This is a genomic window from Streptomyces silvae (genome assembly GCF_016745505.1).
In the GTDB taxonomy this organism is placed as follows: domain Bacteria; phylum Actinomycetota; class Actinomycetes; order Streptomycetales; family Streptomycetaceae; genus Streptomyces; species Streptomyces silvae.
Window position 1 is genome coordinate 17,844 of the sequence record NZ_JAERUC010000081.1, and the last position, 25,975, is coordinate 43,818.

The following is a 25,975-nucleotide window of genomic DNA, read 5'->3' on the forward strand; positions in this document are numbered from 1 at the left end:
TGGGGCTGGCCGGATTCGAACCGGCGTCCTCCCACATGCGGTGAAGGCGCGACAGCCACTGCGCTACGAGCCCCATCCCGCCCACGATCATACGAGCCCCCCACACCCAGCGCTCTGAAATTTATCCAATAGGACTGATCACTCAGCGCGACGACCTCACAGAACCTGTGCCAGAACCCATTCTCATGAACGAAGCCGCCCCCGAGGCGGGTCTCTCGCACGACTACTACCTCACCCCGCGCACCCGGCACCCCAATACCAAGAACACGTTCCTGTTCACCAAGATCGTCTCGCGAATCCTCATCTTCCACATGGTCGAGGACCTGCTCACCCAGCCCGTCCTCGTCGTGGCCGGCGGCGAAGCCGGATCACTGTCGATGTCCACCGAACTCCACGGCCGCGCCCGCACCACCAAGAAATTTGGCCGCCTCAAACATCACCCCTCAGCCATGTGTGAAGATTTTGTGGCCAGTTTGTTTCTTTCTGTCGGAGTGCAGTGTCCATAAGATCAGCGAGCTGGCTCCGACCAATGGAATCTGCTCGGGTGAGTACCCCTTCCGTAATCACACGGCGGGAAAATCGATCGAGGAGATAGAATTCCTGTGCGCTTCAAAGCTCTGACGGTTGCTGCCGCCGCTGCGGGAGCCCTCGCGTTCACCGCCTCCCCTGCCAGCGCTGCGGCGAACTGGCAGGAAGTGAACACGAACAGCAACTGGAATTGCCTTCCTTGCAAAACACACAGAATCTCCGCGAACATCAAGTTCAAGCCGTGTGTCGTCACCAATGCCAACAATGACACGCAAGTTGTTCTCGTCATCCAGCACACTGGGACCGCCGCTGCGATCGTCGCCGGCGAGGTTGTGTCGAACTTCGGCAGCAACACGCTGTGCAACAGCTCGACCTTAAACCCGGGATTCACTCGCGGCTGCTTCGCACCGACAGTCAACATACCCTCGTCGGGCGGCGGGTCCGTGAACGTGCGACTGAGTGTCAACGGTACGAGCAACTGGTACGCCTGATTCATCGTCGCGCAGGTTAATTTTCGGCGTTTCGGATACGGGCCCGCGCGGTAGAAAGGCACATTGCTCCGTCAACCGGTGTGGAAACAGCGCGCCAACGCTCGGCTGTGAGAGTTTCACAGCCGAGCGCTTTTCGCCTTCTGGCCACTAGAGGTATTTTCTATTGGAATGAGCGACGAGGCGCCGGTGCGCCACCACTCACACGTACACCATCAAGACGTAACTCCCGAGCCGCCAAAGACACACGCGGGTCTTTCCACCGGGCTCACGGCTGTCAGCTCTCGCTGCGGGATTCGAGCATGCGATTCAGGAGATGGCCGTCGGCTCGCTGGACGTCCGGGTTTACGGTAGCCGGAATCGTTGAGAGCGAGCGGCCAGTGGAATGTGCCGGGCGGAGACGCCGGACAGGACCCGCCGGGCGGTGCTACTCCCGCTGAGGAACAGGGCCCCACGGGACATCCTGTTCACCCTGAAGTGCGTGAGTGACGACGTGGAAAGTGCGCATCAGCGGGCTTCCAGTACGTCCTGCGGGACGTACTGGCAGGTACAGCGACACCTCCCCCACCGGCCTTCGCCGCCTTCTGAAGCAGCCCCCACGCGGACCCCACGGGGAGCGCCTGAACCACTCCCGGGACCCCCACCCCTCGCAACGGGTCGATCAGTCCTGCACCACGTTCGCCGCGGTCACATTTTCGATCACATGGCCGAGTTTCTTCTTCGCCCGGTTCAGGTCCTGGATACGCGCGGCGATCCGGTCGCGTTCGATGATCAGCTGCTCCAGCATGGCAGGGGTCGCGACGCCCGTGCTCACGCACGGCAGGAGCTCGACCACAGTACGGCTGGACAGGCCCGCCGCGAAGAGATCCTGGATGAGCTGGACCCGCTCCAGGGCTTCGTCAGGATAGTCACGCTGCCCACCGGGCGTCCGCGCCGATTCCAGAAGCCGCTGCTCCTCGTAGTAACGCAAGGCCCGCACGCTGACCCCCGACCGCCTGGCAAGCTGTCCGATGCGCATGACGCAGGCCACTCCCTTCCCGCTCGTACGTCACGTTGACGTCAGCTTCAGGTTAGCCATATCGGCCCAGGGGCGAGCCTCGGGGCTGATCCACCGCTTGGTCGCGGGTCCGAGGGCGTTCACGGGATTCACGTACGCACCTCAGTCCTCGTGTCGTGTCGGACCGCCGAGGCCGCCCGAGGCGGGGCTCATGGTTTTCGGCCGTCACGGGTGGCGTGATCCCTCGCAGTGGCACAGGCCCCCGCGCTCACCGCCGCCTGCTCGGGAACCTCCCCCATCCGCGCCGGGCCGCAGCAGCGACTTGCACCTCACGTCAACGTCAGGTTCTAGAGTGACGAGCGTCGGACGAACACGCCGTTCCGGCCCGTCTCGAAGTAAGGCAGACCACTATGCGCGCAGCCCGGTTCCACGAATACGGCAAAGCGGAGACCCTGGTGATCGAACAAGCGCCCGACCCCCACCCGGGACCCGGTGAGATCCGTATCCGCGTCGCGGCGGCCGGCGTCAACCCCATCGACTGGAAGCTACGCGCCGGTGCCCTGCACCAGCTCATTCCTCTGGAGCTTCCCGCCATCCCCGGGCGCGACGGCGCCGGCGTGGTCGACGAGATCGGCGACGGGGTGCACGGGGTGAGCATCGGCGACCGCGTCTTCGGACTGGGCGGGGTCACCGGGGCGACCGCGGAACTGCTCATCCTCTCCGCCTGGGCGCACACCCCCGCCACATGGAGCGACGAGCAGGCAGCCGGCGCCGGACTCGCGTCCGTGACCGCGATGGGTGGACTGAACGCGCTCGGGTCCCTCGCGGGGCGCACCCTTCTCGTCGAGGGCGCGGCCGGAGGCGTGGGCAGCGCGGCGGTCGAGATCGCGGTAGCACAAGGTGCCACCGTGATCGGGACAGCCAGCGAACGCAACCACGGGTTCCTCACCGCACTCGGCGCCGTTCCCACCACCTACGGCCCCGGCCTCGCGCAGCGCCTCGCCACCCTCGCACCGCGCGGCGTCGACATCGTGCTCGACACCGCCGCCTCCGGATCCCTGGACGACCTCGTCTCGATCACAGGTGACCCGAAGCGCGTGGCGACGGTCGCCGACCATGCGGGCGGACAGCGCCTGGGCACGCATGTGGTCAATGCGGAGAACGATTCCGCTCTTCTGTCCGCAGCGGCGGAACTCGGCGCGCAAGGCCGCTACACACCCCGAATCGAACAGACCTACCCCCTGGAGCGGATCTCCGACGCCCACGCGCACGCCGAGCGCGGACGCACCCGAGGAAAGATCGTGGTCTGCGTCTGAACAAGCCCGCGCCCCAGGCCCTCACTTCTGCCGCGGGCCGTGGGACTTCTCGGCTGCGGGCGGGGAACCTCTTTCCCCGCCCGCACGGCCGGCTGCTGCTCTCGGCTGTCCATACGGATCCGGCCATATCCCAGCGCGGATGCAGAACTTCCGTGGAACCGAGGTCAGCGCAGCCGACGCACCACTAGATTTTTCTGATCGGCCCGGCGGTGCAGCACGTGCCGGTCGCTCAGAGGAGGTCGGATGCTTTCGGGGGCCGAGGGCGCGCTGTACGGTGCCGGCGGCGGGCTGGTGGTCGAGGCCGTCGTGACCTTCGGGCGGCTGCACGCGTGGCAGCAGGCGCGGCACGCGTCGCGGGTGGCCGGCGATGCGCTTCCGAAGCTCGGCGCGTACATCGATCCGCCTGCTGATTCACTCGCGGCGCTGTTCCGGGTGGTGCTGGGCTGCGCCGCAGGCTGGTTGCTCCACGGTGAGTTGGGCGGGATGCTCGCGGCGGTTGCTGTGGGGGCTTCCGCGCCTGCGGTGCTGGCGCAGATGGGCAGTGCCACGACGGTCGCCGAGGCGCTGCAGTGGGGTCCCACGCCCGGTACGGCTGCGGAAGCCGCGGGGCCAGTGGTGCCCAACCCGGCGGCCCCGCCCTCTGGTTCGGCTGCCCCGGGTGCACCGGGGGCAGCCGCAGCTCCAGCCGCTCCTTCCGGCCAGGCGTCCCCCTCTCCTGCATCCGGGGAGGCCATCCCGTGACGCGCGGATCGGTCGTACGGCGCTCCTGGTCGTCCTTCTCCTCGGGCCGTCGTGCTGCTCCCCCGGCCGCGAGGGAGCGTGGCCGCGCCGGATACGCGCTGTGGCAGCGGGCCTGGGCGTCGTTCGCCGGAATCGATCTGCCCCCACGCCTCGGACATGCGCCTGGCACGGCTACCGGCTCCACGCCCGAGCCGCGCCCACAGGTGCTCCCTGCCTCCGGGGGCTGGTTCGTCCTGCCCTCGCTTCCTTCGGCCGGCGCGCTGACCGCTTCCGGAAGCGACACGGCGGTCCTGGAGGTGTCCTCCCCCGACCGCCGAGCAGTGTTCGTCCTGCGCCGCGTGGACGAGCGAACCGCAGAGTACGGTCTTGAGCTCGTCCTGCGAGATGTCGCCGACCAGCCGGAGCTGGCCACGGTCAGGTATACCCGGCCGGATGGTGAACAGCGCACTCTTCTCATCCCGGTGGCCCCTTCCCCGGTGGGCCCCACAGCCTCCTTCGTCCGCCTCGAAGGCTTCGCAGCCGGTTCGGCCTGGCAGGCCGCCGGCCCGGCAGCGGTTCCCGAGAACCCCGACTGGCCCTCGGCAACGCTGGCCGACTCCGTCCGTGCCGCGTACAACGAGGCGACCCGTGAGGCTTGGCGTCAGGTCGGCGAACGTACCGGCCGGGCGATACGCGAGACCATCGACGGGGCGCTGTGACAGAGACGGCGAGCACGCACCGCACGGCTCTGGACTCCGTCCTCCGTGAGTCCACCCCGCAGGGGGCGGTCCACGAGCTGCTGGGTGAGCGGCGGTTGTGGTGGGAGTCCTGCAGTGAGGCCGCCCGTGCCGACCCCGCCTGGCTGGCCGAGGGACCCGCTGAGGCTCTGGCGGACTGGATCGACGCCAATGCCCCGGACCGCGAGCCCCTCGCCCTCACGCCCGCCCGGCACGCATTCGTTCTGGCCCGTGCCCTGGCCTCGCCGACCGGCCATGACGAGGCGCTGGTCTCCGTACGCACCATGTGGGCCGGCTCCGGCCTGGTGTCGGTGAACGCCGCGCCCGGCCCCGTGCAACCGTCCGGCCGTGGCCTGGACGCCGTGCCGGAAGCAGCTGCCGCTCGCCTCGAGGCCGTACTGGAGCGCATCCCGCACCTGCCCGGGGAGACGGCCCCCGCGCCCGACAGCATGCTGGTGGCCACGGTCCTGCTGATGGCGGGCTGCCGGACGGGGCGACGGGTCCAGCTCCCGGTGGTGTTCGGCGGGACGGAGCGTTCCGGCGAGGAGGGTGCCACTGGCGTGCTGGAGCTCTGCGAGTTCCCCGCCGGGCCCCCGGGTCTCTACCCCGATCCGCGGTACATGACCGGACTGCGAAGCTCGGACGGGCAGTTCGCGTCCGCGTTGGGGCGGGCGTGGGCGGTGGCCGGCCGCGGTCCGGGGGCGCGATGTGTGCTGTGGCGGCTGGTGTTCGCCGACCGGTCCCCCACCCGTATCGAAGGGCCTTCGCTGGGTGTCGCGTTCGCTTTGGGCCTGCGGGAACTTCTGCGTTATCCGCAGCGGCGTCGGCCCAGCGCCGCGTGGCTGCGCGGCGTGTTCCACGGGCTGCGTCCTCGTACGGCGGTGACCGGGGCTCTGGGCCACGGTGAGCGTCTGGACAGCGTCAGCGGCATGCAGGGCAAGCTGCTGGCGGCCCACCGTAAAGGGCTGCGCTTGGTGGCGCCCGCGGCGAACCGGCCCGACGTGGCACACGCGCCCGAGCCGGCGGACGTGTTGTTCGCCGAGACGCTCCGCCAGGCCGACCGTTACGCCCGCCGGTTCCGTACCGGCCGTCTGGTCACCGTGGTGGCGATGGTCCTGGCGGTGGTGGCGTCCGGGGTGGTGGTCCAGTACCGGGAGGCCACGGCACGGGAGCGCATGGCACAGGCGCACAGGCTGGCGGAGGTCTCGGCGGATCTGCTGTCCACGGATGTCACGCTGGCTGGGCTGTTCGCCGAGCAGGCGTACCGGCAGCATGCCGATCCGCAGACCCGGAAGGCGCTGTTCCGGGCAGTGACCGAGAGCCCGCATCTGGCCGGCTCGGTCCGGGCCGCCGGTACGGTCTCGGTGGTGGCGGCTTCGCAGAGCGGGGAGCGGGCGCTCACCGGGACCCGCAGCGGTGATGTGGAGGTGTGGGGCCTGAAGGGCGGCAGGTTCACCGGACATCACCAGAGCGTCGGCCGCCTGCCCGGCTCGGTGGAGACGGTGGCTTCCGATGCCGACGGCCGCGTCGTGGCTGCCTCCGACGACCGTACGGTCAGTGTCTGGAACGCCGGGCAGCACGGTGCCGCACCCCGTCTGCCCGAGGGGCAGGCACCTGCGGCTGTCGCGGTCTCACCGTCGGGCCGTTTCATCGCGGTCGCCACCGAGTCGCCGAGGTTCGACGTCCCCGGCGCTCTCTCGGTGCTGGACCGGGACTCCGGCCGCACCGAACAGCTGAAGCTCGCTGACCTGTCCTTGGGTCCCAGCGCCCTCGCCTTCGACGGAGACGAGGAGTTGGTGGTCGCCGAGTTCGGATACGGCGGTTGGAACCGTGTCTCCGTGCCGCGGCTCAAGCCCACAGCCGGCAGCACCATCGGCTTCGGCGTACACAACTCGGCCTCCGCGCTCGCCCCTGACGGCGGCTATCTCACCTACAGCAACAAGGGCTCCCCGCTGCCGGTCTGGCCTTCCCAGGGCAAGCCGGAGGTCGACAAGCCGGAACGGGTCGCGGACACCGAGCCGGGACTGCCCTCGGCGCTCGCGGTCAGCCGGGGCGGTACGCATGTGGCGTTGGCGATCGGCTCCACGCTGCGGGTGAGCCGGACGCACAAGCCGGCCGGGAAGGGCTCCGGGCCGCTGACGCTGTCGGGTGCCGGATCGGTGCCGGCGAATGCGGTCACCTTTCTCGGCTCGGGCGGCGACCGGCTCTTGTCGGCTTCCTCGGATCTGCTGAGCCTGTGGGACCTGAGGCAGCACACCCGGATCGCCTGGGAGGACAAGATCGACGTCCCCGGCTGCGGTCTGAGCTGTGTGGCGCCGCAGGTGGTGGTGGCTCCGGACGGGCAGGACGCGGCGGTCGTCGACGGTTCGGGCAACAAGCTGGCGCTGGCGCGGCTCGGCCCGCCAGGAACCGAGCAGCGGGGCTACGAGGGCACGATGCGGATCCCCGGGTTCTCGACGCTGCTGTGGCGGCCGGACAGCAGGCGGCTGATCGTGCTGGCGCCGGACGGCAGCGCCCAGAGCCTCGAGCGGGGCAAGACGTGGAGGCCGGCCGGCTCCTGGCCGGCGGTACCGAATCCGCTGGGACTGTCCGATCCGCCGGCCGTGGCGCGGTACCTGCCCGACGGCCGGACGGTAGCCGAGGTGCACATGTCCGGTGCCGTCTGGTTCCGGGACGCGGCGTCGGGGAAGCCGCTACGGAAAGTGAAGGGGCCGCGGTCGATGTCGCCGACTGCCGACGGCTACCGGCAGCCGTCGTTCACCCAGGTGGCACTGGACGAACGAGGCGCGTACGCGGCGATTCTGGAACGGGAACCGGATACCACTTCCTCCGGTGCGCCTCTCCTGCACGTGATCAGCACGGATTCCGGCCGTATCCGCACTACCCCGGCGGTCGATACCCGTGGCATCGCCTACAGCGGCGACCACCTGTTGATCCAGCAGGGCAACGGTGCCATCAAGGTGCTGTCCGCCTCCGGTGCCCGACAGCTGGACACGGCGGAGGGCGTGGACGACCCTGCGGTGGGACCGGTGACCGACGGCAGGCTGTTGGCAGGGACCACCGTCGAGGACCAGGCCGTCCGCCTGCTCGACCTCGCGTCGCAGACCGGCCTCGGCACCCTCCCTCTGCCCGAGCACAACTTCGAGAACTCCACCGGGCTCGCCCTCACCCCGGACGGCACGGGGCTCGTCACCGCAACCGAGGCCGATTACTCCGAGACCGACTCCCCCTCACCGGACGGCCCAACAACCGACGAACTCGGAACGCTCATCCAATGGAGGCTCGATCCGCGTGACTGGATCAGCGCGGTCTGCTCCACTGCCGGCCGTGAACTACGGCCCCGCGACTGGGAGCAGCACATGGATTCGCCGGCGCCGTCGTCGCTGCGCTGTGGGAAGTAGGGCGGCTGCCGCTGTGCTGGCGGCGGTGCTCGTGGTGACCGGTTGCTCCTCCGGCTCGGGCAGCCGTACGGACGCTCGCTCCAGCCCCTCTGCCTCCTCCGCGCCTGCGGTGATCCCTCTGCCGCCCAAGGCGCGGCCTGCGGGCATGGTGCAGAGCCGGGACGGGACGCTCTGGGTCGCCGAGCCCTCGCTGGCGGCGATTGCTCAGATCGCGCTGTCCGGGAAGGTCACCCAGCATCCGCTGCCGCGAGGAAACGGCTTTCCGCCCAGCCCCTCGGATCTGGTCCCCTCTCCTGACTGTGGGATCTGGTACGCCGCCGGTGACCAGCTGGGCCACCTCAGCCGGTCGGGGAAGTTCACCTGGTGGGGAGACGGGGCCGATGTGGGTAACGGTCCTGGGGCAGGACCTGATGTGCCCGGCTTTCCTGACGCGCTCGCCCTCGGGCCGGACGACACGGTCTGGTACGAGCACTCCGCCGCGGGCGACAAGGTCTTCAGCCGTGTCGACCTGGAGCAGGGGCCGACGCGGATCGTCCGGCTGGACACCCAGTTCAGCGTCGTCGCCATGACCGAGGGGCCGGACGGCGCGGTGTGGTTCACCCAGCGCGACGAGTACGACGCGAAGCAGCGCGAAGGCATCGGCCGCCTCACCCCCGACGGAACGTACCGCAAGTGGCCGCTGCCTGCGGATGCGTCCCCCGGTGACCTCGTCACCGGCCCGGACCGGGCCCTGTGGTTCACCGACTACGGCAGCATCAGCCGATTCGGCACGGACGGCGATCTCACCCGCTATCCGGTCCGCAATGCCACCTACCTGAGCCACCTCGCGGTAGGTACGGACAAGTGCCTCTGGTTCACCGCCGACCACCGCATCGGCCGCCTCACCCCCCAGGGCAACATGACCCTGTGGGCGGTCCCGGGCGCCCAGGACCTGGGTGCTCTGGTGGCTGTGGAGGACGGCTCGTTCTGGCTGGCAGACCGTAAGGCCGACGTGCTCCGCCGCTTCACACCGCCGCAGTGAACAGACGGGAGCGGGGGGTGAAGGTCCGGACCGGTCGCCTGCGGATCGGCGTGCTGTTGGGGGCCAACGATCCTGCTTGTCGCCGCCACAGCCGCTCGACTCGGCCCGAGCGGGCGCTACTTCGCCCGGCTGCGCGTCGGCGGGACAAGGTGCGATGATCCGTTCGTGGTGACAGATGCCGAGTGGACGCGGATTCGGAGTGACCTGCGCTTCGGGCAGGTCTTCAAGGGCACCGTGGTGAAGGTTCCCAGGCCCGGTGCGATCGGCATCTTCGTGGACATCGGCCTGGACGTCGGAGGATTTGTCGACGTTCTGCTCCTGCCGAGCGAGGGCGAGGACTGGCCGGCGGAGGGCACGGTTGTCGATTTCGAGATCTGGTGGGCGGACAGCCGCCGGCAGATCCGGCTGAAGCCGTCCGACTCCCGGTATCTGCGGAGCGACTTCACAGACTTCGTCACACGCTTCCGTCCCGGTTGGCCTGCCGATGTCGGCCGGCCCGTTCGCGACCCGGGGCCTGTCTCCCCCGACGGGTCGCGGGCCCTGCTCCGCCCCCATGGATCGCCGGCCGGCTTCCCTGAGGCCGAGGACGTGGCCGGCGCTCCCAGCGGAACCTAGCCGGCCGCCGCTTCAGGGCGGGGCTGGGTGCCGGCAAGGCGGTAGGAGTCGGTGCGGGTCTCTGCGTTCGCGTCACGTGGGCAGGGGGCGCCGGTGTGCAGGTTGGACGAGGCACCGTCGATCACGGAGTCGAGCCGGTCCCGGGTATGCGTGAGATCCGCGATGCGCCGGTCGAGCTGGTTGCGCTCCACGGCCAGGCGCTGGAGGAGCTCAGGGGTGGCCCTGCCCTCGATGACGCAGGGCGTCAGCTCGGCGATGGCTTTGCTGCTCAGGCCGGCGGCGTACAGCTGGCGGATGAGGTGGATGCGCTCGACGGCGGTCTCCGCGTAGTGGCGCTGGCCGCTGCCGCTGCGCTCGGCGGTGAGCAGGTTCTGTTCCTCGTAGTACCGCAGGGCCCGGGTGGTGACGCCCGTGCGGCGGGCGAGTTCCCCGATCCGCATTCCCGATCCCTTCCGCGTGTTCTGCATCGGACGTACTTGCCCTTCACGTCGACGTCAAGTTTTACGGTAGCTCATGTGCCCAAGGGCGGGCGAATGAGCCAGTTGATCCCATATCGGGATGAGTCGAACGACGAACGGAGTCTCCATGAGCCGGGGCACTGCCCCGGCGCGCGGGGTGACCGGCGTCGAGGAGCACGCCCCGCACGACAAGTAGGGCCGGGACGCGCTCGACCACTTCGATGCGGACCGGGTCCCTCCGCCTCCCCCGACCCGTTACTCCCCGAAAGGCAGACACAGGCATGACCATGCACCACACCACCGGCCTCACCGGCCCCGCTCCCCGCGCGACCGTATCCGTCAAGCCGCTCGTGCTGAGCGCTCCGCAGCGCGGCGAGGACCAGCACGTCCGCATCACCGCCCCCACCACCGGCACGAGCCTGCCCGTCGTGCTCTTCGCCCATGGCTTCGGCTCGGACCTGGACGGCTACGCCCCGCTGGTCGATCACTGGGCGTCCGGCGGCTTTGTCGTCATCCAGACCACGCACCTGGACTCCAAGCGGCTCGGCCTGCCGGCCGATGATCCTCGCCGGCCCGAGATGTGGCGCTACCGCGTGCAGGACATGCGGCGGATCCTCGACGAGCTCACCACCTTGGAGGCGAGTGTGCCGGGCCTGGAAGGCCGCATCGACCACAGCCGCGTCGTCGCGGCCGGGCACTCCTTCGGCGGGCAGACCGCCGGCATCCTGGTGGGCCTGCGCGTCACGGACCCGCGGACCGGCGCCGCCGAGGACCTGTCCGATTCCCGGGTGATGGCCAGCATCCAGCTGGCCACCGCAGGCAAGGGCGGCGACGAACTGACCCCCTTCGCCCACGACAACCTTCCCTGGCTGCGCGATCAGGACTTCTCGCACATCACCGCCCCCGGGCTCGTCGTCGCCGGAGACAAGGACGACCTCCCGCTCTCCACCAGGGGCCCGGCCTGGACGGCCGACCCCTACACCCTCAGCCGCGGCAACAAGAGCCTCCTGACCGTCCGCGGCGGCGAGCACTTCCTCGGCGGCATCTCCGGCCACCAGGTAACGGAGACCACCGACGAGAACCCCGACCGTGTCGCTCTCGTCCAGCAGGTGACCCTCGCGTACCTGCGCCACGTCACCGGAACCGACCTCACCGACTGGAAGAACGCCCAAGCGGTCCTCACGGACGGCCACCCGCTGGGACGCCTCGAATCCAAGTGACCCCGGCGCCCGCAGCCACGTGTCCTTCTTGCTGCCCGTGGGCACCGTGCCTGCCACCGCGTGGGCGGGACCGGTCCCCTCCGTCCGGCTGCCACCACGTCGCTGCTGTAGAGGATGCAGAGATGGGCCGCGCGGGGCCCGAACCCGCGCGGCCCTCCAGGGGGGAGCAACCGCGACCTCATCGTGAGGGCGGAGTGGCCGTCACCGCTGTGCGGTGGGACGGACCACGATCTCGTTCACGTCGACCTTGTCCGGCTGGGCGATGGCGTAGGTGATGGCGTCCGCGATCGCTGCGGGGTCCAGCGCCATGGCGTCACGGCTGGCGAGCAGTGCGGCCCGGGCCTCGGGGTCGGCGACGGAGTTGACGAAGTCGGTGTGCACGAATCCCGGGGAGACGACCGTGACGCGCAGGTCTCCGACCTCCTGCCGCAGTCCTTCGCAGACCGCGCGCACGGCTGTCTTCGTAGCGGAGTACACCGCCTGGCCGGGAACCGTGCGGTACGCCGCGGTCGACGACACCGTGACCAGGTGCCCGGCCTCCTGCCGACGGAAGACAGGAAGCGCGGCAGCGACGCCATACAGGACGCCGCGCAGGTTGACGTCGATCATGTCGTCCCACTCCTCGACCCGCAGCTCCTCCAGCAAGGAGACCGGCCCGATCCCGGCGTTGTTGACCAGGACGTCAAGGCGTCCGAATTCGCCGACCGCCGTGTCGACGAGCCGGACCAGGTCTTCGCGTCGGCGTACATCGGTCGGTACGCCGACGGCTCGGCCACCGTTCTGCCGTATCGCTGCTGCCAGTTGCTCCAGGCTCTCGCTGCGCCGGGCGCCCAGGACGACCGTCGCACCGCGGTCCGCGAGGGCGAGCGCGGTCGCCCTGCCTATGCCGCTGCTGGCGCCGGTGATGGCGATCACCTTGCCGCGGGCCTGTGTCTTGTCGGTGTCTGTCATCTTCTCCATCTCCCTCATCGTTCCGGTATTCCTCGGTCCCCCGTCTCCGGGCCGCGGCCGTTCCTGCGGAGGTTGGGGCCTCCGCGCGGACGCGTCACACCTGGGCCATGCCGCCGTCGACGAACAGTTCGACGCCGTGTACGAAGCCGGCGTCGTCGCTCGCGAGGAACGCGGCGACCGTGGCGATCTCCCGTGGGGCGGAGATACGGCCGATCGGACTGCCGGCGCCCATGGCTTCCAGCTGCGCTGCGACGCCGTCGGCCCCGAATGCTTGGGCCAGGGCCTCCCGCAGGGACTCGGTGTCGACCGCGCCGGGGCTGAGTACGTTCATCCGGATCCCGGACCCCTTGGTGTCCTGGATCCAGGAGCGCAGGAAGTTCCGGATGGCGGCCTTCGCTCCGCCGTACAGGCCCATTCCGTAGGGCGGGTGGATCGATGCGGTCGACCCGATGATCGTGATGCTGCTGCCGGAGCGCATCAGGGGCAGTGCCTTCTGCACGGTGTACAGGACGCCCCTGACGTTCACCGAGAAGGTCCGCTCGAACTCCTCGTCCGTGATGGCTCCCAGAACGGAGTGGTGGCCGGAGGCCGCGTTGGCGAATACGGCGTCGAGGTGGCCGTGGTGCTCGGCCACGTGGCTGTACAGCGCGTCCATGTCCGCGGCACTGGCCACGTCGGCGCGGACGCCCGAGGCCCGCGGGCCGAGCTTGGCGGTAGCGGCGTCGACACGCTCCTGATCACGCCCCGTGATGACCACCTGCTGGCCGCGGGAGATCAGCTCCTCGGCGATGGCGTAGCCGATGCCGGACGTGGCACCGGTGATGAGTGCGATCTTGCTCATGGTCTTTCCTTGTCTGTTGCCGGCCGTGGGTGACCGAAGTGAGGCTCTGGCAGAGCCAGGCCGATTCGTGAGCGGCAGGAGCGGCAACTCGATCTCTCGGCGCTCACACGCTCCTGAGGATCTGCTGCCGAGGTGCCGTCGGCGCCCGGATGAGTGGTGGAGCCCCGGGCCTGGTCTTCAGTCTGCGGTAGATTTAGCCTGGTATACAGAGCCCGTTTATTCTAGAACTGAGGGTGGTACCCACCATGCAGCAGGAAGAAGATCAGCGTCGTGAGCTGGGGGCCTTCCTTCGCAGCCGCAGAGGCCGGATCACGCCGGAGCAGGTGGGGCTCCCCTACACCGGCCGACGCCGTACCCCGGGGCTGCGCCGGGAGGAACTCGCGCTGCTCGCGGGCATCAGCGCCACCTGGTACACGTACCTCGAGCAGGGCCGGGACATCCGCGCCTCCGACCAGGTGCTCGGCGCCATCGCTTCGACGTTGCGGCTCGACCGTCATGAGCGGGAACACCTCTTCCGGCTCGCGGGTCACGCACCTGCGGTCCTCGCCGAGGAGGCCGAGCCGCTCGCCCCTGAGGTGGCGGCCGTCCCGCACCTGCTCCAGCCGCAGCCCGCGTACATCATCGACGGTACCTACGACGTGCTCAGCTTCAACCGGGCAGCCGGCGAGCTGTTTCCGAACCTCACCGCAGCTGCGGACCGGCCCGCGAACTTCGCCCGCTGGACGTTCCTGGAACCCGTGGCGCGGGATGTCGTCGTCGACTGGGAGACGGAGGCGCGCGGCCTGGTCGCCCGACTGCGGATGCTGGCCGGGAGGCATCCGGGCAACAGCCGGTACACGCGGCTGATCGACGAACTGAAGGCGGGCAGCACGCACATGCGCGACTGGTGGCCGGAGTACGACGTGCAGGTCCAGCACGGCGGGCGCAAACGGCTGTGCCCTCCGGGCCGGGAAGCGGCCGACTTCGTCTACACCGCATTCCACCTGGCCGAACAGCCGGAGCTGACGTTGGTCATCTACAGCGAGGAGAGCCGGTCCGTGGTCGGCTGAAGGTTGTCCCGCGCACACGGTGTCCTTACGGAACCGCTCGCGGGGCCGGAGCGCGAGCGGCGTCCCCATCACCAGCCGCCCGCCGATGGCCAGGCCACATGTCGTCGTACGCCGCGTCGAAGAACTGCGCCTGCGACACGCGCAGCACGGGCCCGTCGGATGTACCGCCCCTGGCTGCCTCTGTGAGGCGGGCTGACTTCAGGACGGCGTTCTTCAGCTCCGCCCGGTGCGCGGCCGACTCCTGTACTTCGAGCTGCCGAGTGCTTGTCCGTGACAGGAGGTACTGGCCGAACAGCGATCCGCCCGCGCCGAGCGCAACAATCGATCATGATTCGGTGGTCGGCGTCTGCACGGCGGCCGATCCCGACTTCCGTGCCGCCGTCGGGACCGGTAGGAGAACTTCGTGGACCGGGCGTGCTCCCGGATAGTCATCGTGGAGACCCACGAAAGGCTTTCCCGGTAAGGCTGTTGAGGCCGGTCGTGCTCCATGCCTGGCCCTGGTGGACCATGTGCCGAGCCGTCTCAGGTCAGGACCATCCAGCGTCGGCCGTCCAGGAGTTCTCGCGCCGCGTCGAGGTGGCCGGCGTGGCAGGCGGTCTCAGTGATGACATGCAGCAGGACGTCTCGAAGGGTGTGCAGGTGCGGCTCGCCGAAGAGGTGGTGGGGCCACCACGCCAGGGGAGCATCCGCTGCGGTGGCACTGATGACGGTATCCGCGAGGCCGGCCTCCGTGCGGTACCGGTCGAGGATCTCGGCAGCCTGCACCTCTGGGTCCACCTGCCACGCGTCGCTTTCGGCGGCCGAGGACTCGATGACGTCCTGGTCGCCGGCTACCACCGCCCGGAACCAGAACCGCTCGACGTCGAGGGCGAGATGCTGGACGAGGCCGAGGCAGTTCCATCCTGATGGCAGCACGGGCCGGCACAGGGCATCCGTGTCGAGGCCGTCGAGGATGCCGAGTACGTGGCGGCGTTGTCCGTGCAGGAACGACAGGAGCGACCGGATCTCGGGGTCCGGCGCGCCGGTCACTTGGCGATCTCCCAGATGTGGCCGCCGGGATCACGGAAGCTGGCGGTTCGTATGCCCCAGGGCCGGTCCATGGGGCCGTTGAGCAGGGTGACTCCGCGTGCGGCCAGTTCCTTGCACATCGCGTCCACGTCGTCCACCGGCAGGGTGAGCTGGAGACGGGAGCCGGCGTCGGCCTCGGCCACGCGGGCGGGTTCGATGACCGCGGTCGCTGCGGTGGTCCTCAACAGGTTGATGAGGGTGTTGCCGAATTCGAAGACAGCTGAGTTGTCGTCCTCGAAGGCCACCGGCAGTCCGAAGACCTCTCGGTAGAACCGCTTCGTGGCGTCCAGATCGTCGACGAAGAGGGTGATCGCGCTGATGCCTGTGGGCCGTGAGGAAGTGTTCACCGTGTCTGTCACAGCTACAAAGGATCTACGAGCGGGAGAGCCACGTACAGAGGTCGGATCGAGCGATGTGTTCGGGCGGTCTGTTCGAGCTACGCGGGACGTGTCCTGGAGGGGTTCGGCACCAGGCGGCTACGGCGCCGCGTCCGCCGGCCCGGAACCGTGCCGGCTGCTCGGCATGGTTCGCCGGGTACCGAAGCGTTCGGCTCCTAGCGTGGTGGCATGACCAGTCTCCACGCACTCCATCACACCGGGTCACCGCTCCTGCTGCCCAACGCCTGGGACCATGCGTCGGCGGCGGCCCTGGCCGCGCAGGGGTTTCCTGCCATCGGCACCAGCAGTCTCGCCGTGGCCGCGGGCGCCGGGCTGCCCGACGGCATGGCGGTGACGCAGGACGAAACCCTCCGGCTGACGCGGCAGTTGGGCAACCGGGGGTTCCTGCTCTCCGTCGATGCCGAGAACGGCTTCAGCGACGACCCGGCGCAGGTCGCCGCATTCGCCGCTCGGCTGGCCGCCGCCGGTGCGGCGGGCATCAACCTGGAGGACGGCAGAGGCGACGGGACGCTCACCCCCGCAGCGGTTCACGCGGCGAAGATCGCGGCGGTCAAGGACGCCGTACCGGATCTCTTCGTCAACGCCCGCACGGACACCCACTGGCTGCGCACCCAGCAGGACGAGACCGAGGCCCGGCTCGACGCCTACATCCGGGCGGGCGCTGACGGTGTGTTCGTCCCCGGGCTGTCCGACCCCGCCCGCATCACCGCCCTGGTGAGGTTCGTGGACGTGCCGCTGAACATCCTGTACTCGCCCTCCGGCCCCGGCGTCGCGGAACTCGGTGCGCTGGGCGTGCGGCGGGTGAGTCTGGGCTCTCTGCTCTACCGGGTCGCGCTCGGCGCGGCGCTGGATACGGCGATCGGCATCCGTTCCGGCCGGCCGGTCACCGGCAGCGTGCCTGCCTACGGCGACGTACAGGGTCTCAGCGGCGAGGGACACCGGCGCTGACCACGGTGCGCACATCGCGTGTGTGGCCCCGCCGGTCGCAGGGCCGGACCTGGCAGCGTCAGCCGGAGCGTTCCCCGATTGCCGAGAGGAGTTGAGGGTCGTAGCAGTCGCACGCCAGGACGGTGGCGGCTCGGGTCTTCTGCGCCGGCACCTCGATCAGTGCGGTCAGGCTGCTCGTCTGGTCCACGCTGCGCCACTGCCTGCCGCCTCCACCGAGGAGCAGATCGGTGTCCGACCCCTTGTCGTACCGGACGGTGCCGGTGGGCGGGGCGCCTGTGGTGCGGTGTTCCTGTACGAGGGTGCAGGCGACCAGGGAGCTGCCGGTCGAGAGGCGGAAGACGGGGAGGCCGGCGCCTGTCACCCGGTAGGAGAAGGTGTGCCCGAGGCCGCTGTCCGCCCAGTCGTTGTAGAAGCGGACGAGGTCGCTGGTGAACCCGCCTTCCGCGAAGCGGTCGTCGGTGGGGCTGCCGAGCGGGGAGGTGAAGCTGAGGTAGTCGGCGTAGCTGTCGCAGACCTCGCGGTCGGCTTGCGGGGTGTCCGACAGCTGGGCCGTTCCGGAAGCAGTGCGGCGGATGTCCGGGAGCACCTTCGGCTGCACGCGTACGGCGGTGTCGTCCTTCTTGGACGGTGCCGGGGAAGGTGTCGGAGATGCGCTCGCCGACGTCTTGGCGGGTTCTGTCACCGCCCATCCTGCGGCGTCCGCTTTCCAGGCGCCCCCTTTCTCCGCCTGGGTGAAGTAGAGGAGTGAGGAGGAGCGGTCCTTCTCGCTTCCCTTCCACTTGCTCAGTACGGCGAAGGAGCGGGGGTACGGGGCGCCCGCTTCCTCGGCGGGCATCAGGAAGCGGGGCCGGGTGAGGTGGGCAACTTCGTCCTCGGTCCCGGCCTTGCGGTGGATCTCGTACCCGGCGAGTGATTCCTTCAGCAGGACGCCCGTCTGGATCTTGCTCGCGGCTACGTCGTCGAGGGCGGCGTCCGCCGCGGCGTTCTCGCGGTCGTAGCGCGCGAAGACCTGTTTCGCGTCGTCCGTCGTGATGACGGGCTGCGGCCCGGACGACGCCCGGGGCGCCGCGCCGTCCGGGGGCGGGGTACTGCCGTCGGTGCAGCCCGTCAACAGGGCCAGTGCGATGACCAGACCGGTCGTGCCGAGCCGTGCGGTCGGGTGTTTCACAGCTTTCGACCTCCCCCGTGCTCCGTGATCTTGTCAGCGTAGATGACGTGATCACGGAATACGCCGCTTCACGGGGAACTGGCAGTGGAGCGCTCCGTGGTGCCCGGTGCGGGGATGACGGACCGTGCGGTGAGAGACGGCGTCACTGTGTCAGGTCGAGCACGAGCTTGCCCCGGGTGCGGTTGGTCTCGCCCAGCCGGTGTGCGTCGGCGGCCTGTTCGAGGGGGAAGGTGCGTTCGACCTCGACACGGAGTGTGCCGGAGTCGACCAGGCGGGCGATGGCCGCGAGGGCGGCGGCGTCCGGCTCGACCAGGAGGGGGCTGGTGCGCACGCTCTTCTGCCGGGCGGCGTCGGCGAGGGCGTCCGAGATACCGCTGGGGATGGAGACGACCAGGCCGCCCCGGCGGGTGACCGACACCGATCGCGCGTCGGTGCCGTCCGCGGCGCCGATCAGGTCGATGACGACGTCCACATCGCCCGTGGCTTCCTCGAACCGCCGGCGGGTGTAGTCGATCGTCTCGTCCGCGCCCAGTTCCTTGAGCCAGGTGTGCCGGGGCTCCCGGGCGGTCGCGATCACCTCGGCGCCGAGGTGCTTGGCGATCTGCACCGCCAGGTGTCCCACTCCCCCGGCCGCGGCGTGCACCAGGACCCGCTGTCCGGCGGTCACGTGCGCCGTGTCGACCAGTGCCTGCCAGGCGGTGAGTGCCGCGAGCGGCAGGGCGGTGGCCTCGACGTGGGAGAGCGAGTCGGGCTTACGGGCGAACTGGCGGGAGGGTGCCGTGACGAACTCGGCGTACGCTCCGGCCGGGCGCGGGAACCACGGCATGGCGTAGACCTCGTCGCCGGGTGCGAGTGTGGTGACCCCGAAGCCGACCTCCTCGACGACGCCTGAGACGTCCCAGCCGAGGATCAGCGGCAGTGTCTGGAGGCCGGCCATGCCGTGGCCCGCGCGGGTCTTCCAGTCCACCGGGTTGATCCCGGCGGCGTGGACGCGCACCAGGACCTCGGTCGGCAGTGGTTCGGGCCGTGCGATCCGGCCGGTGGTCAGGACGTCCGGTCCGCCGAACTCGTTGATGGTGACGGCGCGCATCGTCCGGTCGCTCATGTCGTCCTCGCTCATTTCCGCTTCGTACGTTCTTCGGCCCGGGCCCGCGGCCCGTGGCAGGTGTCAGCCTCGCCGATGCCCGGGCAGGCCGTGAGTGGCCGGGCGGCCACCTGTCGTACCATTCCGGCCATGCCTCATCGTGTCGCTGTTCTCGCCCTGGACGGGGTCATACCGATGGACCTCGGGATCGCGGCCCGGGTGTTCAACGAAGCCGTCGGCCCGACCGGCGCACGGCTCTATTCCGTGACGACCTGCTCGCTGGGCGGGCTGCCGGTCCGTACGAGCGAGGGTTTCCGGATCGTCGTGGACGAGGACGAGTCGCTGCTGGGGAGTGCGGACACGGTGGTGATCGCCACCCAGGAGCCCGGGGACCATCTGCTCACCACGGGAGAGCTGCCCGCCCGTCTCGCCGCCGCCTTCGGCCGGATCGGGCCGCGGACCCGCATCGTCAGCCTGTGCACCTCGGCGTTCCTGCTCGCGGCGGCCGGGCTGCTGGACGGGCTGCGGGCGACGACGCACTGGGCGCTCTGCGACCGGTTCACCCGGCTGTTCCCCGAGGTCGAGATCGATCCGGACGTCCTCTTCGTCGACAACGGGCGCATCCTGACGGCTGCCGGTGGGGCGGCCGGCCTCGACCTGTTCCTTCATCTGGTCCGCAGGGACCACGGCGCGACCGTGGCCGGAGCGGCAGCCCGGCGGTGTGTGGTGGCCCCGTGGCGGGAGGGCGGGCAGGCGCAGTTCATCGAGCACCCGGTGCCGGAGGACGCCGACCGTTCCACCTCGGCCACCCGGCAGTGGGCGCTGGACCGGCTGGACGAGCCGGTCACACTGCAGGACATGGCTCGCCACGCCCATATGAGTGAGCGCACGTTCACCCGGCGTTTCCGGGCCGAGGTGGGGACGAGCCCTCTCCGGTGGCTGGTGCAGAGCCGGCTGGCCCAGGCGCGCCGGCTGCTGGAGTCCAGCGACCTGACCGTGGCGCGGATCGCGGCCGTCTGCGGATTCGGGGACCCGGTCGTCCTGCGCAAGCACTTCCACACCCATCTCGGTCTGTCGCCGCTGGCCTACCGGCGCGCCCACTGCGCACCTGAGCCCGTCCGCTCGGGCTGACGCCTGTCGAGGCCCGTTCCGTACTCTGGGGGCATGCGTATGCGCCCCACTCTGAGCTGGACCCCCACGGAGGACCTGCCGCCGGCCACCATGGATCTGGAACCGGTCGCCGAGGCCCTGAGCGCCGGTGGTGTGCTGGTGCTGAGCGGGGCCGGCATCTCCACGGAGTCGGGCATTCCGGATTACCGGGGCGAGGGTGGCAGCCTCAGTCGGCACACCCCAATGACCTATCAGGACTTCACCGGCGGCGCACAGGCCCGGCGCCGTTACTGGGCGCGCAGCCATCTCGGCTGGCGTACCTTCGGCCGCGCCCGCCCCAATGCCGGGCATCGCGCGGTGGCCGCGTTCGGGCGGCACGGCCGGCTCTCGGGTGTGATCACCCAGAACGTCGACAGCCTGCACCGGACCGCCGGCAGCGAGGACGTCGTGGAACTCCACGGAAGCCTGGACCGGGTCGTCTGTCTCTCGTGCGGTGCCTTCAGTCCGCGCCGTGAGCTCGCCCGGCGGCTGGAGGAGGCCAATGCGGGGTTCAGTCCGGTGGCGGCCGGGATCAATCCGGACGGTGACGCCGACCTCACCGACGAGCAGGTCGGGGACTTCCACGTGGTGCCCTGCACGGTCTGCGGCGGGATCCTCAAACCGGACGTGGTGTTCTTCGGCGAATCCGTGCCTCCGCAGCGGGTCGAGCACTGCCGCGCCCTGGTCCGTGAGGCGTCCTCGCTGCTGGTCCTGGGCTCCTCGCTGACCGTGATGTCCGGCCTCCGGTTCGTGCGGCAGGCGGCCGAGGCCGGGAAGCCGGTGCTGATCGTCAACCAGGACCCGACGCGGGGCGACCGTCACGCCGTCACCCGTGTCGCGCTGCCGCTGGGAGCGGCTCTCACCGCCGTGGCGGGCCGGCTGGGCGTCCCCGTCGACGAGGGGGCCGCGGGGCCCGTGTGAGGGGGTGGCGGTCAGGGCGAGGGGCGAAATGACCGGCTTCGGGAGTGCGCTTACTTTACTGCGCCGAAACCTCTGAAATACCTCAGATTTGTTTTCGTGAGGCCGGGTGCACTGCCAGAATCACAGGGTTCCTGATCATGCGCCTTCGAGCCATCGCCGGGTGCCTCCCCCACGGGCCCGGCCGGGACCGGTCATTTCCCCCTCACAAAGGCGAACCCCCTCCATGAGTGACGGCAGCATCACAGCAGCCGGTCAGCTCGCCGACGCACCGGCGAGCTCCCCCCACGTGGACGCCGGCGACGCCGGTTACAGCAAGGACCTCAAGTCCCGCCACATCAACATGATCGCCATCGGCGGCGCCATCGGCACCGGGCTCTTCCTGGGCGCGGGCGGCCGTCTCGCCGATGCCGGGCCCTCGCTCGCCATCGCGTACGCCGTCTGCGGTGTCTTCGCGTTCTTCGTCGTACGGGCGCTGGGTGAGCTGATCCTCTACCGTCCGTCGTCCGGCGCCTTCGTCTCGTACGCCCGTGAGTTCATGGGCGAGAAGGGCGCCTTCGCGGCCGGCTGGCTGTACTTCCTCAACTGGTCGACCACGGCCGTCGCGGACATCACGGCGGCGGCGACGTACGCCCACTTCTGGAGCATGTTCAGCGATGTCCCGCAGTGGATCCTCGCGCTGATCGCCCTCGCGGTGGTGCTCACGGCCAATCTCATCTCGGTGAAGTACTTCGGCGAGATGGAGTTCTGGTTCGCGATCATCAAGGTGGCGGCCCTGGTCGCCTTCATGCTGATCGGGATCTTCCTCGTCGTCACCCGGCATCAGGTGGACGGCCACACCCCGGGCCTGTCCACCGTCTCGGACACCGGCGTGTTCCCCACCGGCGCCCTTCCGATGCTGCTCGTGATCCAGGGCGTCGTCTTCGCCTACGCCTCCGTCGAGCTGTGCGGCGTCGCCGCCGGTGAGACCGAGCACCCCGAGAAGATCATGCCGCGTGCGATCAACTCCATCATGTGGCGGGTCGGACTGTTCTACGTCGGCTCGGTGGTGCTGCTCGCGCTGCTGCTGCCCTACACCGCGTACTCCGGCGACCAGAGCCCGTTCGTTACCGTCATGGACAAGATCGGCGTACCGGGTGCGGCCGGCGTGATGAACCTGGTCGTGCTGACCGCCGCCCTGTCCAGCCTGAACTCCGGTCTGTACTCCACCGGCCGGATCCTGCGGTCCATGGCGCTGTCGGGTTCCGCGCCCCGCTTCACCGGCCTGATGAACAAGGGGCAGGTCCCCTACGGCGGGATTCTGCTGACCGCGGGCTTCGGGGTGCTGGGCGTCGGGCTGAACTACGTCGTGCCCGGCCAGGCGTTCGAGATCGTGCTGAACTTCGCGTCGATCGGGATCCTCGGCACCTGGGGCATGATCATGCTCTGCTCCCTGGTGTTCTGGCACCGCTCGCAGAGCGGCCGGGTCACCAGGCCCGCCTACCGGCTCCCCTGGGCGCCGTACACCCAGATCGTCACGCTGGCGTTCCTCGTGGGTGTGGCGTTCCTGATGTGGTGGGGCGGCGGTGTCGGACGGACGACCGTGACGCTCCTGCCGTTGATCGCCGCGGCTCTGGTCGGTGGCTGGTTCGTCGTACGCGGCCGGGTGCGCGAGATGGCGCGGGCCAAGCAGGACGCCTGACCGGCATCATCCGGATGCGCGCCGCGCGGCGTCGCGCGGCGCGCATCCGGTGGCTCGATCCTCGACCTCTATTCGCCCTCGTCGAGGACGGCGTCCCCGCCCTTGATGTGCCGGGCGGGGTTGTAGCCCTTCTCCATCAGGTCCACCGCCCAGGCCATCTCCTGGACGCCCTCCAGCTTGGCCATGCCCGGGGACAGTCCGAGGCGGAAGCCGCCCGGCTGCGGCTTCCCGGAGGCGCTGTAGGGCAGGAAGTCCAACGGTGAGGCTCCCCCGCTCGGGTAGACGACGCAGTCGGACAGCACCGCGAGCGGGTAGAGGCCCGTCATCCGGGCCATGTTGGCGAGCTTGCGGTGCATGTTGACCCGGGCCTTGCTGATGACGGCGGCGCGGATGTCGGGGCGCCAGGTCGGGCGCTCCAGGGCCGGCCACCGTTCACCGTCGCGGTAGTGCCTGCCCTGCGGTCCTTCGCGGAGTTTGCCGACTCCGCCCTTGACCGTCGCCTTGATCGCGGCGAGTACGGCGGCCAGCGCGGGGTCGTTCTGCTTGTGGTGCTCCATCGCCGTGACGAACTCGGTGTCGGTGAGGTCCTTGGTGACGCCGAGGTCGGCGAGCGTGTCGATGTAGGCGGTCTTCAGACGGTCGTGCCACGGGTCCAGGTAGGCGCCTGTCTCCCGGCGCAGGAACGCCTCGACCGGGGTGACGTTGTGGCCGAGCTCCTGGGCGTAGGCGACGGTGTGTGTCTGGTACCAGGCCGGGCCGTCGGGGCGTTCGCCGGTGGGGGTGAACGGTGAGGGCAGTCGCGGGTCCAGCTCGATGTGGGAGAGGTCGACGAACCAGGAGCCGGGGATCTTCGGGTTGAACCGCGGCTGGTGGAAGTGGTCGGGGGCGGACAGCCCGACCGTGAGCCGGGCCGCCGCCGCGAGGAACGCGGTGTTCAGGTCCAGGCCGACGGCGTAGGGCAGCAGGCACTCCTCGTCCGACAGCAGCGGGACGGCGCGGACCCACTGGTAGGCCTCCTCGTCGAGGAAGCCTCCCTTCCAGCCCTGGGCCACGGGGTGTTCGGGCCTGGCTTCCGGCGGGGCGGGGTCCATCGGTTCCGTACCGAGCGAGCCGGGATTGTGGCCGGCGACCCAGTTCCCGCTGTCCTTGTCCTGCACGGCCCGGGTGGGCGGGCGCAGGGCGGTCATCAGCTCCAGTCCGGATACGGCGGTGCTGCCGCGCGGGGTGATGACCCGTTGGGCGTAGATCCCCAGGACGCGGGCGATGTCGGCGGGGTCCATGTCCTCGACGCCCGGCCAGGAGCGCGCGTCGAGGGCGTCCCAGGAGAGGACGGCGAGCTGTACGCACTGGCGCTGTCCGGTCCTGGCGGGGCGGTAGATCCGTGCCCAGGGGCCGAACCCGCGCCGGGTCAGTTTCCACTTGGCCTTGGCGACCTGTTTGACGACGGGGTGGTCCTCGGGCAGGCGCAGGGAGCGGCGCTGCTCGAAGCCCTCCAGGCGTTCGGGGAGGCCGAGCTTCACGGCCGCGGCGGCGGTGAGCGCGATCAGGGGATCGGAGTCCTTGCCGTTGCGGTGCAGGCGCGGGGCGCCGAGGCCGGATTCGGCGAGGGTCCACTCCACCAGCTCCGGCACCGTGGCCGCCGGGCAGTCAAGGACGATGCCGTCGACGCCGTACGCGGAACCGTCGCCGTCCAGGACCGCGAGCGGGCCGTGCGGGAAACGCGGGTCGGCGGCGGGTTTGGCCGTACGGTCCGGGAGACGGCGCGCCGCCGTGACGGGGCGGGCGGGGCGCTCGGGCGCCGGGGTGGGGCGTGCGGTGGCAATCGGCGCGGGGGGTGCGGTGGCCGTGGGAGCGGGGTCCGGGGCCGGGGCGGCCGGGGCGGTGCGTGTGTCGGGGGCGGGCTGCGGCTGGGGTACGGCGGCCACGTAGGGGGGCGGCGTGGGGTGCCCCGCGCCGATGCCGTGGATGATGCCGGTGCCGGGACCCGAGCCGTGGGCGGGGAACTTCTCCGCCCAGCCGTTCAGCAGGCGCTGGTAGGCCTCCAGGCGCGGCGGCTTGGGCTCCGACCGGCCGTTCTCCCAGTTCTTGACCGTCTGCGTCGTCGACTTCAGGGCCTGTGCGAGTCGGGCCTGCGTGATGCCGGCGGCCTCTCGAAGCCGTGCACGCTCGGACGGGGGCGGGAGCTGAGGCCCCTCCTCCAGCAGAGCGTCCACCGACGCGAACAGTTCTTCCTCGGATGCCATGGCTGTCCACCTCCGCTCCGGACACTAACAGCCCGCACCCTCGGATTTAGCCCGCGCCTTTAACCCGTTCAGAGGTTTCGGAACGGGGGCCGTCACTCGGGCCCCCGCCACGCGTTGTCCTATGTCACCAGTCCCATGTCATCGAACCGCGACCGGCGAGCGGTGCCCCTCGGACCGCGCCGTGCCCCTCAGGAGGACAGAACAGTGACCACACACACGGGCCGGGTGGTCTCGGACCTCTCCGTCTCGGCCGACGGGTACTCGGCCGGGACGGGCCAGTCCGAGCAGCGTCCGTTCGGCGACGACGCGGGCGACGGCTGGGGGAACCGGCTGCACTCCTGGATGTTCGAGACCCCCGAGCTGCGGCAGGCCCAGCTCGACCAGCTGGCCTCGGTCGGCGCCTTCGTCATGGGCCGCAACATGTTCGGCCCCGTGCGCGGCCCGTGGGACCGGCGGTGGAAGGGCTGGTGGGGCGACGATCCGCCGTACCACGCACCGGTCTTCGTGCTCACCCACCATGCGCGCGAACCGCAGCCGATGGAGGGCGGCACCACGTTCCACTTCGTCACCGACGGCATCGACAGCGCCCTGCGGCAGGCACGTGAGGCGGCCGGGGACCGCGACGTGTCGATCCACGGGGGCGCGACCACCGTCAACCAGTATCTCGCCGCAGGGCTGATCGACGTACTGCGGCTGCACATCGTGCCGTTCACGCTCGGCGCGGGCACCCGGCTGTTCGACGGTGTGCCGCCGCTGGATCTCGAACAGGTGGAGTCGCGGGCGGCGGATTCCGTCACCCATGTGACCTATCGCGTGCTGCGCTGAGATCCGGTCCCCGGGAGCCCCGGGGTACGGCCGTGCGGTGCTGTCGTACCCGCGGGGCCCGTGTTCGCCCTCGGGTTCCCTGCCGTGCAATGCTGAACAGCACGTGGATCACGGCGGGTAGCGGACGAAAGTGCAGGGTGAGGGCAGTGCG

Annotated in this window: 24 protein-coding genes and 1 tRNA gene; 15 read left to right on the forward strand and 10 right to left on the reverse strand. The window is 70.0% G+C overall.

The window, feature by feature from the left end; translation table 11 throughout:
* Positions 1 to 74: transfer RNA gene (locus JKV81_RS11320), tRNA-Ala, on the reverse strand.
* 111 nt (positions 75 to 185) lie between these two features.
* Between JKV81_RS11320 and JKV81_RS11325 the strand changes: the two genes are divergently transcribed.
* Positions 186 to 506: a hypothetical protein gene (locus JKV81_RS11325; protein WP_236056311.1), complete on the forward strand. Its 321-nt coding sequence runs from the start codon at positions 186 to 188 to the stop codon at positions 504 to 506.
* 96 nt (positions 507 to 602) lie between these two features.
* Entirely contained in the window at positions 603 to 1,019 is a 417-nt protein-coding gene (locus JKV81_RS11330) for a hypothetical protein (RefSeq protein ID WP_202075600.1), read from the forward strand.
* 658 nt (positions 1,020 to 1,677) lie between these two features.
* Here the strand turns inward: JKV81_RS11330 and JKV81_RS11335 are convergent.
* A complete protein-coding gene (locus JKV81_RS11335; protein WP_202075601.1) occupies positions 1,678 to 2,034 on the reverse strand; it encodes a MerR family transcriptional regulator in 357 nt (118 codons plus the stop codon).
* Positions 2,035 to 2,423: 389 nt separating this feature from the next.
* Between JKV81_RS11335 and JKV81_RS11340 the strand changes: the two genes are divergently transcribed.
* From JKV81_RS11340 to JKV81_RS11365, 6 genes are all read left to right on the forward strand, one after another.
* A complete protein-coding gene (locus tag JKV81_RS11340; protein ID WP_202075603.1) occupies positions 2,424 to 3,329 on the forward strand; it encodes an NADP-dependent oxidoreductase in 906 nt (301 codons plus the stop codon).
* A 243-nt stretch (positions 3,330 to 3,572) separates the two neighbouring features.
* Entirely contained in the window at positions 3,573 to 4,070 is a 498-nt protein-coding gene (locus tag JKV81_RS11345) for a hypothetical protein (RefSeq protein ID WP_129260198.1), read from the forward strand.
* Entirely contained in the window at positions 4,067 to 4,768 is a 702-nt protein-coding gene (locus JKV81_RS36180; RefSeq protein ID WP_236056312.1) for a hypothetical protein, read from the forward strand. Before JKV81_RS11345 ends, JKV81_RS36180 begins: the two co-directional genes overlap by 4 nt.
* Positions 4,765 to 8,187 (forward strand): hypothetical protein, encoded by a 3,423-nt coding sequence (locus JKV81_RS11355; RefSeq protein WP_129260197.1) that lies wholly within the window; start codon positions 4,765 to 4,767, stop codon positions 8,185 to 8,187. The genes JKV81_RS36180 and JKV81_RS11355 overlap by 4 nt, the downstream gene beginning before the upstream one ends.
* 145 nt (positions 8,188 to 8,332) lie before the next feature.
* Positions 8,333 to 9,208, forward strand: coding sequence for a Vgb family protein (locus tag JKV81_RS11360; protein WP_236056319.1), 876 nt, complete (start codon positions 8,333 to 8,335; stop codon positions 9,206 to 9,208).
* A 165-nt stretch (positions 9,209 to 9,373) separates the two neighbouring features.
* Complete coding sequence (locus JKV81_RS11365) at positions 9,374 to 9,823, forward strand: hypothetical protein (protein ID WP_241748354.1); 450 nt, start codon at positions 9,374 to 9,376, stop codon at positions 9,821 to 9,823.
* On the opposite strand, the gene JKV81_RS11370 is transcribed toward JKV81_RS11365, so the two are convergent.
* Positions 9,820 to 10,263 (reverse strand): MerR family transcriptional regulator, encoded by a 444-nt coding sequence (locus JKV81_RS11370; RefSeq protein ID WP_129260195.1) that lies wholly within the window; start codon positions 10,261 to 10,263, stop codon positions 9,820 to 9,822. The two genes, JKV81_RS11365 and JKV81_RS11370, sit on opposite strands and share 4 nt — an antisense overlap.
* Positions 10,264 to 10,562: 299 nt before the next feature.
* On the opposite strand from JKV81_RS11370, the gene JKV81_RS11375 reads away from it, so the two are divergent.
* Positions 10,563 to 11,501 carry an alpha/beta hydrolase family protein gene (locus tag JKV81_RS11375; protein WP_129260194.1) on the forward strand — a complete coding sequence of 313 codons (939 nt, stop codon included), beginning with the start codon at positions 10,563 to 10,565 and terminating at the stop codon, positions 11,499 to 11,501.
* Positions 11,502 to 11,702: 201 nt separating this feature from the next.
* Here the strand turns inward: JKV81_RS11375 and JKV81_RS11380 are convergent, their stop codons facing one another.
* Both JKV81_RS11380 and JKV81_RS11385 read right to left on the reverse strand, forming a co-directional pair.
* Complete coding sequence (locus JKV81_RS11380; protein ID WP_202075672.1) at positions 11,703 to 12,452, reverse strand: SDR family oxidoreductase; 750 nt, start codon at positions 12,450 to 12,452, stop codon at positions 11,703 to 11,705.
* A 94-nt stretch (positions 12,453 to 12,546) separates the two neighbouring features.
* Positions 12,547 to 13,293 (reverse strand): SDR family NAD(P)-dependent oxidoreductase, encoded by a 747-nt coding sequence (locus JKV81_RS11385; RefSeq protein WP_129260192.1) that lies wholly within the window; start codon positions 13,291 to 13,293, stop codon positions 12,547 to 12,549.
* 245 nt (positions 13,294 to 13,538) lie between these two features.
* Between JKV81_RS11385 and JKV81_RS11390 the strand changes: the two genes are divergently transcribed.
* Complete coding sequence (locus JKV81_RS11390) at positions 13,539 to 14,342, forward strand: helix-turn-helix transcriptional regulator (protein WP_129260191.1); 804 nt, start codon at positions 13,539 to 13,541, stop codon at positions 14,340 to 14,342.
* A 522-nt stretch (positions 14,343 to 14,864) separates the two neighbouring features.
* Here JKV81_RS11390 and JKV81_RS11395 read toward each other — a convergent pair.
* Positions 14,865 to 15,371, reverse strand: coding sequence for a DinB family protein (locus JKV81_RS11395; protein WP_129260190.1), 507 nt, complete (start codon positions 15,369 to 15,371; stop codon positions 14,865 to 14,867).
* Complete coding sequence (locus JKV81_RS11400) at positions 15,368 to 15,757, reverse strand: VOC family protein (protein ID WP_307820518.1); 390 nt, start codon at positions 15,755 to 15,757, stop codon at positions 15,368 to 15,370. Before JKV81_RS11400 ends, JKV81_RS11395 begins: the two co-directional genes overlap by 4 nt.
* Positions 15,758 to 15,976: 219 nt before the next feature.
* Here JKV81_RS11400 and JKV81_RS11405 point away from each other — a divergent pair, with 219 nt between their 5' ends.
* A complete protein-coding gene (locus JKV81_RS11405) occupies positions 15,977 to 16,756 on the forward strand; it encodes an isocitrate lyase/PEP mutase family protein (protein WP_202075607.1) in 780 nt (259 codons plus the stop codon).
* Between the two features lie 58 nt (positions 16,757 to 16,814).
* Here the strand turns inward: JKV81_RS11405 and JKV81_RS11410 are convergent, their stop codons facing one another.
* Entirely contained in the window at positions 16,815 to 17,924 is a 1,110-nt protein-coding gene (locus JKV81_RS11410) for a DUF8094 domain-containing protein (RefSeq protein ID WP_202075609.1), read from the reverse strand.
* A 142-nt stretch (positions 17,925 to 18,066) separates the two neighbouring features.
* Positions 18,067 to 19,044 carry an NADP-dependent oxidoreductase gene (locus JKV81_RS11415; protein WP_372444124.1) on the reverse strand — a complete coding sequence of 326 codons (978 nt, stop codon included), beginning with the start codon at positions 19,042 to 19,044 and terminating at the stop codon, positions 18,067 to 18,069.
* A gap of 114 nt (positions 19,045 to 19,158) precedes the next feature.
* Between JKV81_RS11415 and JKV81_RS11420 the strand changes: the two genes are divergently transcribed.
* From JKV81_RS11420 to JKV81_RS11430, 3 genes are all read left to right on the forward strand, one after another.
* On the forward strand, positions 19,159 to 20,139 hold the full coding sequence (locus JKV81_RS11420; protein WP_202075611.1) for a GlxA family transcriptional regulator: 981 nt from the start codon (positions 19,159 to 19,161) through the stop codon (positions 20,137 to 20,139).
* Between the two features lie 33 nt (positions 20,140 to 20,172).
* On the forward strand, positions 20,173 to 21,078 hold the full coding sequence (locus JKV81_RS11425) for an NAD-dependent protein deacetylase (protein WP_129260186.1): 906 nt from the start codon (positions 20,173 to 20,175) through the stop codon (positions 21,076 to 21,078).
* Between the two features lie 223 nt (positions 21,079 to 21,301).
* Complete coding sequence (locus JKV81_RS11430; RefSeq protein WP_202075617.1) at positions 21,302 to 22,756, forward strand: amino acid permease; 1,455 nt, start codon at positions 21,302 to 21,304, stop codon at positions 22,754 to 22,756.
* Positions 22,757 to 22,824: 68 nt separating this feature from the next.
* Here JKV81_RS11430 and tap read toward each other — a convergent pair whose 3' ends face one another.
* Positions 22,825 to 24,999, reverse strand: a complete 2,175-nt coding sequence (gene tap / locus JKV81_RS11435; protein WP_202075619.1) for a telomere-associated protein Tap — start codon at positions 24,997 to 24,999, stop codon at positions 22,825 to 22,827.
* Positions 25,000 to 25,203: 204 nt separating this feature from the next.
* Between tap and JKV81_RS11440 the strand changes: the two genes are divergently transcribed.
* Entirely contained in the window at positions 25,204 to 25,824 is a 621-nt protein-coding gene (locus tag JKV81_RS11440) for a dihydrofolate reductase family protein (RefSeq protein ID WP_202075621.1), read from the forward strand.
* The last annotated feature ends 151 nt before the right edge of the window (positions 25,825 to 25,975 follow it).